Genomic DNA, 14,525 nt, shown 5'->3' on the forward strand with positions numbered 1-14,525 from the left:
CATAAAATTCCGATATTAAAAATGTGCAGCGCATATATTTTGCGGGCGGTTGACATCCAGACGCCTGCGTATGCAGAGTCTGCTCCATGATATTTTTAAAGTTGAAAAACAGTGTGAGGTTTTTCAACTTTTTTTTTGCCCGGACATTGTGTTTCCCAAGCACACCGCTTCATTAAACAACAAGAGAGCCGGAGAATTCCCTATTCACACATAATTTTAATATTTCATTTATTCGTTATATTTGATATAATTGACATAAGAGCGATTTTAAGAGGCTGCGGCGTTTTCCGGCAGCTTTTCTTAAACCCATTTGCGGCGTATTTTAAATACCCGCAGCGCACGAATTCAACAGTCTCCAAAATTGATATTTTGTTCGACTGTTGAATTTTATAGGAACATATAAACACTGTGTAAAAAAGCTTTTTGTGACGATATTTTAAAGAGAAAACGTTAGCTAAAATAGAACGTCTGGATTAGCACCGTTCAATTTAACGTACGTTTAAATTCGGGAGTCGTATACACTATAGATGAATACATTTAATACAGATACCCTGCAGGAAGGCGTATATTTTACAGATAAAGTGTTTCTCGACAAGACGTTTTTGCTGTTCGACTCCGCGACGCCCATAACAAAAAAACTTCTTGAAGAGCTTGATCAATGGGGTTTTAAACAGATTTCATGCGAAGGAATGATCAGCGTCGCAAATATCCCCAAGGAACCGCCTCCTGAAAAACCTCAGGAAAATAATACTAAAACGGCCGAAAAAACGGAAAACGAAATAAAATCCATACTGGCTCAAGCAAACGATCTGAGCCGTTTTTCCGATGAAGACCGCATAAAACTGGCGGAAAAGGTTTACAACGGCTATCTTAACTACATAACAAATATCTACACGCACTTTTCAACACACATGGAATTTGATATTGAGGACATCACTCAAAAGATCAAAGAGCTGTGCACGTTCATAGACGATAACGGCAAATACATCCTGCGGGTAACACAGAGAAAAGACGCGCCTTCACGAACTTATCTTGTAAATCATGCGCTGCGCTGCATAGTCCTGTCTCTCGCGATAGGTTTGCAGTTAAGAATGTCTCGTCAAAAACTTGTAGAATTGGGTGTTACGGCCATGCTGCATGAAATAGGAATGCTCCGCCTTCCTCCTCAGCTTTATTTGACCGACAAGCCTCTAAAACCAAAGGACAAGAACCAGCTTATGACGCACCCGCTGCTCGGTTTTCAGATATTAAAAGATTCCAATTTTCCTTTAAGCATTCAGCTCGGAACGCTTGAACACCACGAACGCGAAAACGGAACGGGATACCCGCGGGCGCTTACCGGTGAAAAAATATCCCTTTACGGAAAGATAGTTTCCGTTACCTGTGTTTACGACGCGATAGTTTCGCCTAGGACGTACAAAATACAAAAAACTTCGCATCAGGCCATACTTGAACTTCTCCGGAACGAATCCCGCCAGTTTGATCCGACAATCATAAAAGCCCTTTTATTCTGCCTGTCGTTGTACCCCATAGGCACTTACGTTTTTATGGAAAACGGAAAGATCGCCATGGTTACGGACGCAAATCCTCTAAACTTCAAAAACCCTGTGGTTCAGATCGTGGGAGAAACCGACCAACAAGGCAATCCGCTTACGATCCAGACAAACGAAAACATGAAAATAAGTCGAGTTTTGACGGACAAGGAAATAGAAGATTTAACTTCGGCCGCTGGAATATCGCGGCCTAGTTAAATGTCGAGTTTCCCTTCGGCAAACGTCGCCTATTATAACTGTGCGCAGAGTGCGCACTAATTCAACAGCCTCTAAAATTGATATTTTGCTCGGCTGTTGAATTTTAGGGAAGATTTAAAAGACGCCGCTAAATAGGCGCGGCGCTTTTAACTTAGGGTTTCCCTTTGGGAAACCCGTTTACAACTGTGCGCAGAGTGCGCACGAATGCGGCACTTTCGAAAATCGATATTTTTTGCAATGCCGCATTTTATAAGAAGATTTAACTTCGGCCGCTGGAATATCGCGGCCTAATTGAAAAAATCGCTTAAACGCTTTAATTCCGCTTTGAAGTTGTCGTCTATGACAGGCGGGTGAGATGCAAAGTAAAGGATCTGCTGCAATTCGCTGCCGGTGCGGACGCCCCATACGGGAACAACGTTTTCAAATTGATGTAAAAACCCGAATGCCAGCGAAATATTTTGCACAAGCCCCGAAAAAAGCGGCTTCATGGCTATAAACCCTACGTCGCGTTCTCCGCAGTTTTTAACTATCCCGGACGCGGTTTCACCGAGCAATAAGTTAAAAGGATACTGCAAAGTTTCAAAAAGGGAACTTTCGGCGATCATCCTTGAAGCTACCGCTTCAGTCTGCGTGGTAAGCCCTATGTTTAAGATCTTTCCTGCCGAGCGAAGTTTTTCCAATTCGTCGTAAATTCCGTCGGCTCCATCCGGAGAAGGAATGAGACTTTCCGTTTCATACTGAAAAAGATCTATGTAATCCGTATGAAGCGCATCAAGGCTTTCTTCAAGATCGCGCGCAAGCTGACTGGCGTTTGGAGCGGAACTTTTGGTTGCAAGTATAACGTCCTGTCTTATACCGTGCAGGCAATCGCCCAAAAGCTTTTCGCTCTCCGGCACCGAATGCGACGTGTCGAAAAAATTTACGCCGGCCTCGTACGCCTGACGCACAAGAATGGCGGCGCTCTCTTCGTCGCCGGCATCTTTTAAAGACATCGCGCCGAACGCTGTGCGGCTCACCATCAAATTAGATTTGCCTAAAGCTATGTAGTCCATTTATTTCCGGTCAATTCAATAATTGCGTACGAATTTGTACGATTTTATCGCTTTAAACAATTCGTTTACCAGATCCTGCCTTTTTACGCGGATCTGTTCCATAGAATCGCGGAAGCGAATCGTTACGGTATCGTCGTCTTTTGTCTGATAGTCGACCGTTACACAAAAAGGCGTTCCCACTTCATCCTGACGGCGGTAGCGCTTTCCGATCGTTCCGCTTTGATCGTAATCGGTTACAAAATCTTCTTTAAGCTCGTGCTGAATTTCTTTTGCTATTTCCGCAAGTCCGTCCTTTTTCATTATAGGAAGAACCGCAACGGTTATGGGCGCAAGGCGCGGATCAAGGTGAAGAACCGTCCTGTAGTCTTCCGTTCCGTCGGATGCGACGTTCTGCTCTTCATACGCTTCGCACAAAAACATGAGGAAGTTGCGGTTTAATCCGGCGGAAGTTTCAATCACATAAGGAATAAAGCGCTCGTTGCCGTTATCCTGATCGATATAAGACATATCCTTTTTACTGTATTTTGAATGCTGCGACAAATCAAAATCCGTGCGGTTATGAATTCCTTCGATTTCTTCAAAGCCGATCGGGAAATTATACTGAATATCGTAGGCGTCCTTTGCGTAGTGGGCAAGTTTGTCGTGATGGTGCCACGCAAGATTTTTTTCCGAAATGCCGTATTTTAAATAAAAATTCCAGCGATCGCGCCGCCAGCGTTCAAAGGTTTCTTCATCCGTTCCGGCCTTGCAAAAATATTCCATTTCCATCTGCTCGAATTCGCAGGTGCGGAAAATGAAATTTTTAAAAATGATTTCATTGCGGAACGACTTTCCTACTTGAGCCACGCCGAAAGGAATTTTCATGCGGTTAGACTGGACGATATTCTTAAAATCCACGAAAATTCCCTGACAGGTTTCAGGGCGAAGATAAACTATGCTGGTGTCGTTTTGAACCGGGCCGAGATGAGTTTTAAACATGAGATTGAATTCCCGAACGTCGGTGTAATTCTGTTTGCCGCAAACGGGACAGGCGATTTTATTATCTTCGATAAAAGCTTTCATTTCTTCGTGGAGCATGGTATCCACCGGTTTTGAAGGAGAAACGGCGTTTTTGCTGCAATATTCTTCGATAAGCTGATCCGCACGGAAGCGCGACGAACACTCTTTGCAGTCGATCATCGGATCCGAAAAATGCGCTACATGTCCCGATGCTTCCCAAGTTGTGTGATGCATAAAGATTGCGGAATCCAGGCCGACTACGTCGTCGTGCAGCTGGGTCATTTCCTTCCACCAGGCCGCCTGAATGTTTTTCTTTAAATCCACGCCCAAAGGCCCGTAGTCCCATGCTCCGGCTTGCCCGCCGTAAATTTCGGAAGACTGGTAAACAAAGCCGCGCCTTTTGCAAAGACTTATAATCTTGTCCAACGTGCATTTGTGTTCGTCATCTTTTGCCATATCATTCACTCCTATAACCTTTAGACAACCTTTAGGCCGATCGCATATAAAAAAGGTTAGTTAAAATAAACTTTTTAAAATCGGAATTTTTAAGACTTTATCATAAAAAGAAGACGATGTATAGCGATTTTTTACGACTATCGCCGGCAAGCGATTTTTCGCGCTTTAAAACTAAAAACCGCGCAAATTGTATGTGTGCGTTGCACGTACGGCGCGCCGCAAAAACAAAAATGTGCGACAAAAGCCTTTCAGCCCAATATCATCCTGTCGTTGGCAAAGCCGCCGCCGCTCACGGTTTCGAATTTTTTAAGAAGATCCGCAACTTCAAGTTTTTTCTTTTCTTCCCCGCGAACATCGTAAATTATACGGCCTTCATTCATCATGATAAGCCTGTTTCCTAAACGTATAGCGTCTCGCATATTGTGCGTAACCATAAACGCGGTAAGTTTATCTTCCAAAATAAAGGACTCCGTAAGTTCCAAAACCTTGCGAGCGGTCTTAGGGTCAAGGGCGGCGGTGTGTTCGTCAAGCAAGAGAAGTTTCGGCCGCTGCAAGGTAGCCATAAGAAGCGTAAGCGCCTGTCTTTGGCCGCCGGACAAAAGACCTACCTTATTTTTCATTCGGCTTTCAAGCCCCAGCCCCAAAAGAGAAAGCTTTTCTTTGTACAAATTGCGTTCGCTCGATCGTATTCCCCAAGCAAGACCGCATCTTTTTCCGCGGCGCATGGCCATCGCAAGGTTCTCTTCGATCTCCATATTGGCGGCCGTTCCCATCATAGGATCCTGAAAAACACGGCCGAGATATTTCGCCCTTATATGCTCCTTTACCACGGTTATATCAATACCGTCAAGAATTATGGATCCGGAATCCGCAAAATGGACTCCCGCTATGAGATTAAGAAGCGTAGACTTGCCTGCCCCGTTGCCGCCGATCACGGTAACAAAATCTCCGTCTTCAATCGTGAGGTTTATTCCGCTAAGCGCGTTTTTTTCGGTGATCGTTCCTTTTCCGAAAGTTTTTGAAACATCTTTAAGAACAAGCATCACATACCCTCCTGCGAGGGGGAGATATTCTTTGCGCGCTTTTTTACATTAGAGCCTATAACCGGAAGAGCAAGAGACGAGGCGACTATAACGGCCGTGAGGAGCTTGAGGTCCGTAGATTTAAGGCCGAGCTGCAAAACTACCGCAATTATGATTCTGTACACAACGGAACCGAGCACGACGGAAATCAAATAACTGTAAAATGAAATATGCCGTCCTCGCAAAACTTCGCCAATGATAATGGAAGCGAGCCCTATCACTATTGTTCCGGTTCCCATACCTACGTCGGCATATCCCTGACTTTGCGCTACAAGCGCGCCGGAAAGAGAAACCAAACCGTTGGCAATCATAAGCCCGAGAATTTTCATCAAATCCGTGTCTATGCCGAGCGCGCGCACCATATTTTCATTGTTTCCGGTTGCCCGTATGGCGCTGCCTATTTCGGTGCCGAAAAACCAGTATATTATTCCGATGATGAAAATACAAAAAATTATTCCGACCAATAACGACGCCGTATTCGGAGAAAGGCCGAACTTTTCCTGCAGACCGTTCATAATCGTAGGAACCCCTATGATCGGAGTGTTCGCCCTGCCCATGATACGGATGTTGATCGAATACAAGGCTATCATGGAAAGAATACCCGAAAGTATAACGGGAATTTTCAATTTGGTGTGCAACAGTCCCGTGCAAAGCCCTGTGATCATTCCAACGGCAAACACAAATACAAGCGAAAACAGCGGATTCATTCCCCGCACGATCAAAACCGCAGTTACCGCCCCGCCGGTGGCAAAGCTGCCGTCAACCGTCATGTCAGCTATGTTAAGAATTCTAAAAGTTAGAAGGACCCCCAGAGTCATAATTCCCCATAGAACGCCCTGGGCGACAGCCCCCTGCATTGCAAGTAAGATTCCCATATCGTATCCTGTTTATAGAGACAAATTTAAAACTAATTAGCCCTAACTTTTAATTTTCGGGCGGCTTTTTGCGATAAAATCGCAAAAACCAGGCTTTTCGGGGCTACGGCTTTCGCCTCCGAACAAACGCATAGCGTTTGTTTTCGCTCCGCTCACCCCTACAATCCTTGCCGCATTTGCCGCACACGGAAAATTTTGCGGCCTCTGAAAAGCGCCGTTCGGCAAAGACTACTTTAAATCCGCAGGAACGGTTATTCCTATTTTCTTGGCAGTCTCTTGATTTATTTTAAGATCGCATACTGAAAGATACTGAATCGGCATTTCATCGGGCTTTTTCCCGTTTTTTAAAATATCTACGGCCATCGAAGCAGTCTGCTTGCCGAGTTCATAATAATTTATTCCGTAAGTGGCAAGCCCTCCGGCGTCGACCATTCCTTCTTCCCCGCAGATAGTGGGAATTTTATTTTGGTTTGCAACCATCGCAACGGTCGCCATTCCCGCAGAGACCATATTGTCCGTAGGAATGTAGATCACGTCAACCTTTCCTGCAAGACTTTGCGCTACCTGCTGAATTTCATTTGAATTTGAAACCGTCCCGTCAATGTATTTCAATCCGAGTTCATCGCAGGCGGCTTTTGCAATGGCAATTTGAAAGAAAGAATTCTGTTCGTTTGAAGAATACATCATACCGACGGTCTTTGCGTCGGGCACAAATTTTTTAATCAGTTCCATTTGGGCTGCGCACGGAGTAAGATCGGACGTTCCCGTCACATTAGTGCCGGGAGAAGCGTTCGACTTTACAAGCTTTGCGCTTTCAGGATCCGTTACGGCCGTCACCAAAATCGGGATGGTCTTTGTCAGATTCGCTACGGCTTGCGCGGCGGGGGTCGCGATGGCAAGGATCAAATCATCTTTGTCGTTGATAAGTTTTTGCGCAATGGTTACGCAGTTGGCCTGTTCCCCCTGCGCGTTATGATGATCGATTTTTATATTCCGTCCGTCGACAAAACCGGCCTCTGAAAGTCCGTCGACGAATCCCTTATAAGAAGCGTCAAGAGCCGGATGTTCCACAAGCTGAATTATACCTATTTTGATCACTTTTTCACCGGAAGAAGCCTTGCAGCCGGCCGCAAATAAAAGTACCGCAGCGGCTAAGCAAACTAACGAAATCTTTTTTTTCATATACACTCCCCTTACCGCGCTTCAGAGGCGGCTTTTATACTCTATTTAAAATTGTGCCTTAAAATTGCGTCGCCGAAAAGGTTTTAACCATTCAAGGCTTAATCGAAGCCTATAATAACTATACATGAATGAAAAAGCCTGCGTCAATAAGACGGCCGACATACAAGGCACAGGCAGACTCCTGACGTTGCGCGGAAAACTTTGCGCTTTGTGTCCGTTGCAAGTCGCCGGCCGCACCTGCCGCGGGAGAGCTTAAAACGACGACGGAATAAAATCTATCCCCGAAGTTTCTTCAAAGCCGAACATCAAATTCATATTCTGCACGGCCTGCCCCGAAGCGCCTTTGACCATATTGTCAAGGGTCGAAATTATTTCAAGCATCTTTGAATCGTTTACGGTATAGACTTGAATGTCGCAAAAATTGGTAAAACGCACGTTTTTGCTTTGCGGATCCGTGCCGGGCGGCAGAATGCGCACAAATGGTTCCTTTGCAAAAAAATCCCTGTACATATTACGTACGACGTCTGCAGCGCCTATGTCCGCAGTCTTTGCCTGAAGCGCGATGCGTTCCGAAGCCGGCACGGTAAAATTTGCATAAACGGTGCTTACGATACCGCGGCTCATAGGCACAAGATGCGGAGTAAAAATTATGTTTACTTCTTTGTTTGCGGCAAAAGAACAATTACGCTCGATTTCAGGCTTGTGCCGGTGAGAGCCTATTTTATAAGCGCTTAGCGATTCGCCGCAGGATGAAAAATTATTCGTATCCGTAGGAGTCCGTCCTGAACCGGTAACCCCGCTCTTGCTGTCAACAATTACGGCCGAAGTATCGATAATACCCGCCTTTAAAGCGGGTAGCAGAGCCAGCGTGGCCGACGTTACATAACAGCCCGGATTGCCGATGATCCTGGCGTTTTTTATTTCCTCCCTGTTCATTTCGGGAAGTCCGTAAACGCTTTCTTTATGCACTTCAGGAAATTTCCAGTCTTCTTTATACCATTTTTTAAAAGTCGCTTCATCAGTTCCGAATCTGAAATCGGCGCTGAGATCTATAAGTTTTTTTCCGTTTTTCACACAGTAGTCGGCATGTTTTTCGGCAATTCCGTGCGGCAAGGCCGTAAACACTACGTCGGATCTTTCCGCAACTTCTTCGGGAGTGAGCAAAAGTCCGTCCGTCTTATTCTTATACTGCCTTATAAGCGCCGGATACACATCCGTTAAATTTTTGCCTTCAAAGTTCACGGAACCCGTAAATATTTTTTCAACTTCAGGATGGCCTAAAAGAATACGGACAAGTTCTATTCCCGCATAGCCTGTTGCTCCGATAACGCCTGCCTTTATCATTGTTTCCCCTTCGCTTCAAACATATCATGCATATTGGAAAAATCAATATCACCTTGAAACGGAAGCAGGGTAATGTTACACTACCGTCATGAAACTTGCAATATTTAACAAAAAAATCACTATGTGCATTGCGGCGGCCGCGGCGTTTTTTCTGACCGCAGCGTGCAGATCGACGCCCGTTATCATAGACAGTTCGATGACTTCGCAAGAATTGATACAAAAAGGTCAGGATTCTTATCAAAACGGAAAGTACAAGGCCGCATTTAAATATTACCAGGCCGTTATCGACATGTACGGCAGCGACAGCGCTTCCTATGTGGAAGCCAGATACGAAATAGGTCACCTTTATATGAAGAAAAAGGATTACAAGTCGGCAAAACCTATATTTGAAGAGATAGTAGAGATTTTTAAAAACTCTATTCCGGGCACGCTCCCTGCGGCGTATAACAAACTTGCCGAAATCGAGCTTGCAAAAATCCCGGTTAAAGCCGCTCCTTCGGAAAAAACACAATAAGAATAATATGTCCGATCTGTTCGACAGCGCAAAAAAAAGCAAAGAACCGCTTGCATCCCGCATGAGGCCGCGGAATCTTGACGAATATATCGGACAAGATCACATCGTAGGCAAGGGAAGGCTTTTACGAAGAGCGATAGCGGCGGATCAGCTTTCGTCGGTAATATTTTACGGCCCTCCCGGATCGGGAAAGACGACTCTCGCGCGGGTCATAGCAAATCACACGAAAAGCAATTTTATCACACTCAACGCGGTTCTTACGGGAGTTCAGGATATTCGGGTCGCGATAAAACAGGCGGAAGAGTATTACAGATTGTACAACCGCCGCACGATCTTATTCGTCGACGAAGTTCACCGCTGGAACAAATCTCAGCAAGACGCTCTTTTGCCTTGGGTTGAAAACGGCACTATAATACTCGTGGGAGCGACGACGGAAAATCCTTTTTTTGAAGTGAATAAGGCGCTCGTAAGCAGAAGCCGAGTGTTTCAGCTAAAGCCTTTGACAAAGGAAGATCTTACACACGCGGCGAAAATGGCGCTCGAAGATGCGGAACGTGGTTACGGCCACTGGAAGATTCAATTTGAACAGGGAGCATTGGAGCATCTTATCGATACGGCGAACGGAGACGCAAGAAGCCTTCTCAATGCTCTTGAACTTGCGGTAGAGACCACTCCCGAAAAATGGCAGCCTGAAGCCGATCCTCCGGTTCCGGCATGGGGTTCTACAATATATATCAGCAAAGAAGCGGCGGAAGAATCCATACAAAAAAAGGTCGTATTGTATGACCGGGACGGGGACTACCACTACGACATAATAAGCGCCTTTATAAAAAGCCTTCGCGGGCGCGACCCCGACGGCGCCATGTACTGGCTTGCGCGCATGGTAAGAGCGGGAGAAGATCCTGCTTTCATTTTCAGGCGCATGCTTATTTCCGCCTGCGAAGATACGGGACTCGCCGATCCTAACGCGATTACCGTAGTGGTAAGCTCTGCCGAAGCTTTCGACCGGGTAGGACTTCCTGAAGGGCGGTACCATTTGGCGCACGCGGCCTTGTATTTGGCAACCGCGCCGAAGTCAAACAGCAGCATGGCGTTCTTTGACGCTCTGGCTTCCGTAGAAAAAGACGGAGCGGAAATTCCCAATCACTTAAAAGATCCCAGCAGAGACGAAGAGGGCTTCGGACACGGCAAAGGATATTTATATCCGCACGCATACCGCGACCACTGGGTTGCCCAGCAATACTTACCCGACGCGCTTGTAGGCCGGATATTTTACACACCGAGCGATCAGGGCTATGAAAAAATAATAAAAAATGACGTGCTTTCGAGGAGGGAACTTCAGATCGCTTCGATTTTGGGCACAAGCAATGCGCAAAACGCGCCGGCCGCCGATGCGCACACAGAATCTGCATCAGATCATTCCGGCAGGAAATCCGGCGGAGAAAAAGAAAAACTTTTTAAAGCCGATTTGAACGAATGGTGGATATCAGGTCAGCCTAAAAACGTCAGAAGCAAGAGCGAAGAAAATCTTACATATACCCCGCCTGACAGCCACAAAGAAACGGCTTTGGACAAGGCCGATATGGCATGGCGGCAGCGGCTGGATTCAAACCGCGCCGAAAACCTGCTCGGTATCCGCGACACAATGACGTCTCTTGCAGACCTGTCGCGCCATCACCGCTGCCTGATTTGGGACGCCGACGACGGACTTTTACTTTGGGAAATAGCGCGCAAAACCCCTGAAGGCGTTACCTGCGGAGTTTGCAGAAATAAAAAAGGAAAGGAAATTCTTGAACAATACGCGCGAACCCTGGACAATCTTGACAAGCCCGTTTTGGAATACCGCCCGGAAACGGATCCCCGCGATCCTATAGATCCGAAAGCGTTTAAAGACATTTTTTTACGCTTCCAATACAACGGAGCTATTTTTGACAGAGTTTTTTTTAGGGATCCTTTTACAAGCGTAAAGGCGATAAAATCCCTTGCGGACTCGTTAAAAGCGCTTTTATCCGGTTCGTCAGATGCCACGGCTTCGCTGAATGCCCCGGATGCGTTGAATTCACCGCCGAACGCTTCATCGGGCGGAGAAAAAACGGAAAGTCCGCTGGCGCCCATGTGGAAGGCGATCGTCGCACAGCGTATTCCCTGCAGCTCGCAGCACATAGGGAAACTTGTGGAAAGACAGGTTCTCACCTCGTCCGGCGCGGAATCGTTCAGGGAAATTCTTACAAAAATGGAAAAGGCCGAGACGGAATTCTTTAGCGACAAAGAAAATCCTCTTTTTAACTGGAACGCAGGCACGGTTTCACAGATATTCGGCGAAAGGGGATTCCGCGTAACTTCGGATTCCCGCATCATAAGCGAAAAACGCCGCGTTTCACAGCAGGAAATACAAAGCTGGTTTAACGCCGAAAATTCGGCTTACGGTTCTTACATATCAAATGCAATAGGAAAAGTTGAAGCGGATAAAATAAAAAATCTTCTGGAAACGGCGGCGAAAACGACAATTTTTAACTGGGAAACGGAGACCGCGTTTTTTACGATAAGCTCGGATCAATGAACCTTTGCCGCTTGATTAACCGCCGCGTCCATGCCGCAAAAATTTCCCAGGCCAAGTTTGCCCAATCCGCCGCTTCATAAAGCTCGACCGCGGCATACACAGCAAGTTTGCGGCGAAAACTCGTTAATGAGCGCAGCGAACGGCGTTCCCGCAGAAAACATAACATCATTAGCCGATATTTTCAAAAGTCGATATTCGGCCTGATTGAAATTTCAGCCTGAAATTTTTACTTGAATTTTCCATTACAAGGCTTATACTTAAATTTATGTCAATAATAAGCAATTCAAATAATTTTATCTGTGAATTCCGTTTTATTTTCCGTGAAAACAACATACTGCTTGAAACGCAAAAAGACGTTCCCCTGCAGGAGCAAATAGCAGACGGCTCCATTATGCCGTCGGAAAAGATTTTCAGAAAATGCATTGAATTTCAGGCGGCGGAGGACTGGTTCAGCGAGCCGGAATATGACTTTTCCGCCATGCAGCTTGAAAGCTCATCCCCCGCTCCAGCCGGCTGCGAGTTTATTCCGCTGAGAGATTTTTTCAACATGAGCGACGAAAAATCCGTACTGCTTTCCACCCGAGCGAAGGGACTTCTTGCATGGCGCGAAAAGATGCGTTTTTGCCCGCGCTGTTCTACAAAACTTGCCGACGATCAAGCGATGAGCGCAAAAATTTGCCCGAAGTGCGGCCACCAGTATTTCCCTCAGATCGAACCTGCCGTCATAGTCTTAGTGAGCGACAAGAATAAATACCTTCTTGTACGGCACGCGCAGCGCATCCAAAATCTTTATGCGTGTATTTCAGGTTTTGTTGAAATCGGCGAAACCGCAGAACAAAGCGTCGTACGTGAAGTAAAAGAAGAAAGCGGAGTGGACATAAAAAATATACGGTATGTAGGAAGCCAGTCGTGGCCGTTTCCCGATCAGCTTATGCTTGCATTCCGCGCCGAATATGCCGGCGGAGAAATAAAAATACAACCGGAAGAAATAAGCGAAGCCGCGTGGTTTGACAAAGACGATTTGCCGACCATTCCGAAGCCCGGCTCAGTTGCGCACAATCTCATAACGGGCGTGTTCGGATAACCGGGAACCTTCGCGGCATCTGCCGGCCGAGCGCCTGCCGGCCACACATTCTCCCGCGGCAGCTTTCAATATCTGTTGCCTCGCACGGCCGACTAGATGCCTGTCGCCCGCCGCTATCTATCCGCGCGATATCCGCCGCTATCTTGCAACTTTTTGCAAAATTCGCTAGATTATTATGCATAAATATACAATTTTAACGGCAACGCATTTATTTAGGGATTATGCGCTCACGCGTATGAATTGCCCAGTTCCTAAATCTGAAGATTTATTCGCTGTGCAATTTTAAGGAAGGAATTTTATGGCGAAAGACAAGGTAGTATTGGCGTATTCCGGCGGACTTGACACAACGGTTATCATTCCGTGGCTTAAAGAAAATTATAATTACGACGTAATAGCCGTATGCATAGACGTCGGTCAAGGAGACGACTGGAAGGCGATTAAAGACCGCGCGCTTCGTACGGGAGCCGCAGCCTGTTATGTAGTAGACGCAAGAGAAGAATATATCGAAGAATATATATGGCCTGCCCTCAAGGGTAACGCCGTTTACGAAGACAGGTATCTCTTGGGCACTTCCACCGCCCGTCCGCTCATAGGAAAGATTTTAGTCGAATATGCACGGCAGGAAAAAGCCATAGCGATCTGCCACGGGGCTACGGGAAAAGGTAACGACCAGGTTCGTTTTGAACTTGCCATAAAAGCCTTCGCTCCGGATCTCAAAGTTATCGCCGCATGGAGAGACGACAAGTGGACTCTAAAAAGCCGAGAAGATGAAATCAAATACCTTGAAGACCGTAATATTCCGGTTCCGGTAAAAAAATCTTCTTCTTACAGTGCGGATGAAAATATCTGGCACATAAGCCACGAAGGGCTTGAACTTGAAGAAACAAAGAACGAGCCGGATTGGCAAAACATGCTTAAAAACACCGTCCGCCCCGAAGACGCTCCCGATAAGGCCGAATACGTAAAAATCGAATTTGAAAAAGGAATTCCCGTAGCTTTAAACGATAAAAAAATGAACGGCCTTGAAATCATAACGGAACTCAATAAGATCGGCGGAAAAAACGGCATAGGCCTCGTGGATCTCGTTGAAAACCGCTGCGTGGGAATGAAAAGCAGGGGCATTTACGAAACTCCGGGCGGAACGATTTTATATTACGCTCACGAGCAGATGGATCATCTTTGCCTCGACCGAGACACATATCACTTTAAACAGCAAGTCGCGCTTAAACAGGCGGAACTTATTTACAACGGGCTTTGGTTTACCGCGCTCATGGACGGAATCAAAGCTTTCAACGACAAGATCGAAGAAAACGTTACGGGCTGGGTAAGGTTAAAACTGTACAAGGGGACTATACACGGCGCGGGAGCGGATTCAAAATACAGTCTGTATAATGAAAGCATTGCAAGTTTTACTACGGGGGAATTGTACGATCACAAGGACGCACAAGGCTTTATAACGCTTTTCGGATTGCCGCTTAAAGTGCGTGCCATGATGGAACAAAGCACGGGCAAGGGACAGGCGGTTCTCGACAGCAAAAGCTTAAAAAAACGTCCGACAGAATAAGTTTTTCGGTTGCAATAAAAAATGCCGGAGCCCAATGTCCTATAAAGGCAGGAGCCCGGCAG

At 46.3% G+C, this 14,525-nt stretch carries 11 protein-coding genes; 5 read left to right on the forward strand and 6 right to left on the reverse strand.

Annotated features, from left to right (window positions below):
* Positions 1–527: 527 nt before the first annotated feature.
* Complete coding sequence (locus tag HRI96_RS08605; RefSeq protein WP_210116970.1) at positions 528–1,751, forward strand: HD-GYP domain-containing protein; 1,224 nt, start codon at positions 528–530, stop codon at positions 1,749–1,751.
* 287 nt (positions 1,752–2,038) lie between these two features.
* Here the strand turns inward: HRI96_RS08605 and HRI96_RS08610 are convergent, their stop codons facing one another.
* The 6 genes from HRI96_RS08610 to argC form a co-directional block, all read right to left on the reverse strand.
* On the reverse strand, positions 2,039–2,803 hold the full coding sequence (locus tag HRI96_RS08610) for an aldo/keto reductase (RefSeq protein ID WP_210116971.1): 765 nt from the start codon (positions 2,801–2,803) through the stop codon (positions 2,039–2,041).
* Between the two features lie 15 nt (positions 2,804–2,818).
* On the reverse strand, positions 2,819–4,258 hold the full coding sequence (locus HRI96_RS08615; RefSeq protein ID WP_210116972.1) for a glycine--tRNA ligase: 1,440 nt from the start codon (positions 4,256–4,258) through the stop codon (positions 2,819–2,821).
* A 248-nt stretch (positions 4,259–4,506) separates the two neighbouring features.
* Positions 4,507–5,301, reverse strand: coding sequence for an ABC transporter ATP-binding protein (locus HRI96_RS08620; RefSeq protein ID WP_210116973.1), 795 nt, complete (start codon positions 5,299–5,301; stop codon positions 4,507–4,509).
* On the reverse strand, positions 5,301–6,215 hold the full coding sequence (locus HRI96_RS08625; protein WP_210116974.1) for an ABC transporter permease: 915 nt from the start codon (positions 6,213–6,215) through the stop codon (positions 5,301–5,303). The genes HRI96_RS08620 and HRI96_RS08625 overlap by 1 nt, the downstream gene beginning before the upstream one ends.
* A gap of 228 nt (positions 6,216–6,443) precedes the next feature.
* Positions 6,444–7,397, reverse strand: a complete 954-nt coding sequence (locus HRI96_RS08630; RefSeq protein ID WP_210116975.1) for an ABC transporter substrate-binding protein — start codon at positions 7,395–7,397, stop codon at positions 6,444–6,446.
* A 252-nt stretch (positions 7,398–7,649) separates the two neighbouring features.
* Complete coding sequence (gene argC / locus HRI96_RS08635) at positions 7,650–8,741, reverse strand: N-acetyl-gamma-glutamyl-phosphate reductase (RefSeq protein ID WP_256729199.1); 1,092 nt, start codon at positions 8,739–8,741, stop codon at positions 7,650–7,652.
* A gap of 88 nt (positions 8,742–8,829) precedes the next feature.
* Between argC and HRI96_RS08640 the strand changes: the two genes are divergently transcribed.
* From HRI96_RS08640 to HRI96_RS08655, 4 genes are all read left to right on the forward strand, one after another.
* Positions 8,830–9,255, forward strand: a complete 426-nt coding sequence (locus HRI96_RS08640; protein WP_210116976.1) for a tetratricopeptide repeat protein — start codon at positions 8,830–8,832, stop codon at positions 9,253–9,255.
* A gap of 7 nt (positions 9,256–9,262) precedes the next feature.
* Positions 9,263–11,815 (forward strand): AAA family ATPase, encoded by a 2,553-nt coding sequence (locus tag HRI96_RS08645; protein WP_210116977.1) that lies wholly within the window; start codon positions 9,263–9,265, stop codon positions 11,813–11,815.
* A gap of 265 nt (positions 11,816–12,080) precedes the next feature.
* On the forward strand, positions 12,081–12,899 hold the full coding sequence (gene nudC / locus HRI96_RS08650) for an NAD(+) diphosphatase (protein ID WP_210116978.1): 819 nt from the start codon (positions 12,081–12,083) through the stop codon (positions 12,897–12,899).
* A 298-nt stretch (positions 12,900–13,197) separates the two neighbouring features.
* Entirely contained in the window at positions 13,198–14,463 is a 1,266-nt protein-coding gene (locus HRI96_RS08655) for an argininosuccinate synthase (RefSeq protein ID WP_210116979.1), read from the forward strand.
* Positions 14,464–14,525: the final 62 nt, after the last annotated feature.

The sequence above is a fragment of the Treponema parvum genome (assembly GCF_017893945.1).
Classification (GTDB): domain Bacteria; phylum Spirochaetota; class Spirochaetia; order Treponematales; family Treponemataceae; genus Treponema_D; species Treponema_D parvum_A.

Bases quoted from the DNA above. Each gene is read 5' to 3' on its own strand.
- argC (WP_256729199.1), bottom strand. From the start codon at position 8,741: ATGATAAAGGCAGGCGTTATCGGAGCAACAGGCTATGCGGGAATAGAA.
- HRI96_RS08625 (WP_210116974.1), bottom strand. From the start codon at position 6,215: ATGGGAATCTTACTTGCAATGCAGGGGGCTGTCGCCCAGGGCGTTCTA.
- HRI96_RS08610 (WP_210116971.1), bottom strand. From the start codon at position 2,803: ATGGACTACATAGCTTTAGGCAAATCTAATTTGATGGTGAGCCGCACA.
- HRI96_RS08615 (WP_210116972.1), bottom strand. From the start codon at position 4,258: ATGGCAAAAGATGACGAACACAAATGCACGTTGGACAAGATTATAAGT.
- HRI96_RS08630 (WP_210116975.1), bottom strand. From the start codon at position 7,397: ATGAAAAAAAAGATTTCGTTAGTTTGCTTAGCCGCTGCGGTACTTTTA.
- HRI96_RS08605 (WP_210116970.1), top strand. From the start codon at position 528: ATGAATACATTTAATACAGATACCCTGCAGGAAGGCGTATATTTTACA.
- HRI96_RS08620 (WP_210116973.1), bottom strand. From the start codon at position 5,301: ATGCTTGTTCTTAAAGATGTTTCAAAAACTTTCGGAAAAGGAACGATC.
- HRI96_RS08640 (WP_210116976.1), top strand. From the start codon at position 8,830: ATGAAACTTGCAATATTTAACAAAAAAATCACTATGTGCATTGCGGCG.
- nudC (WP_210116978.1), top strand. From the start codon at position 12,081: ATGTCAATAATAAGCAATTCAAATAATTTTATCTGTGAATTCCGTTTT.
- HRI96_RS08645 (WP_210116977.1), top strand. From the start codon at position 9,263: ATGTCCGATCTGTTCGACAGCGCAAAAAAAAGCAAAGAACCGCTTGCA.
- HRI96_RS08655 (WP_210116979.1), top strand. From the start codon at position 13,198: ATGGCGAAAGACAAGGTAGTATTGGCGTATTCCGGCGGACTTGACACA.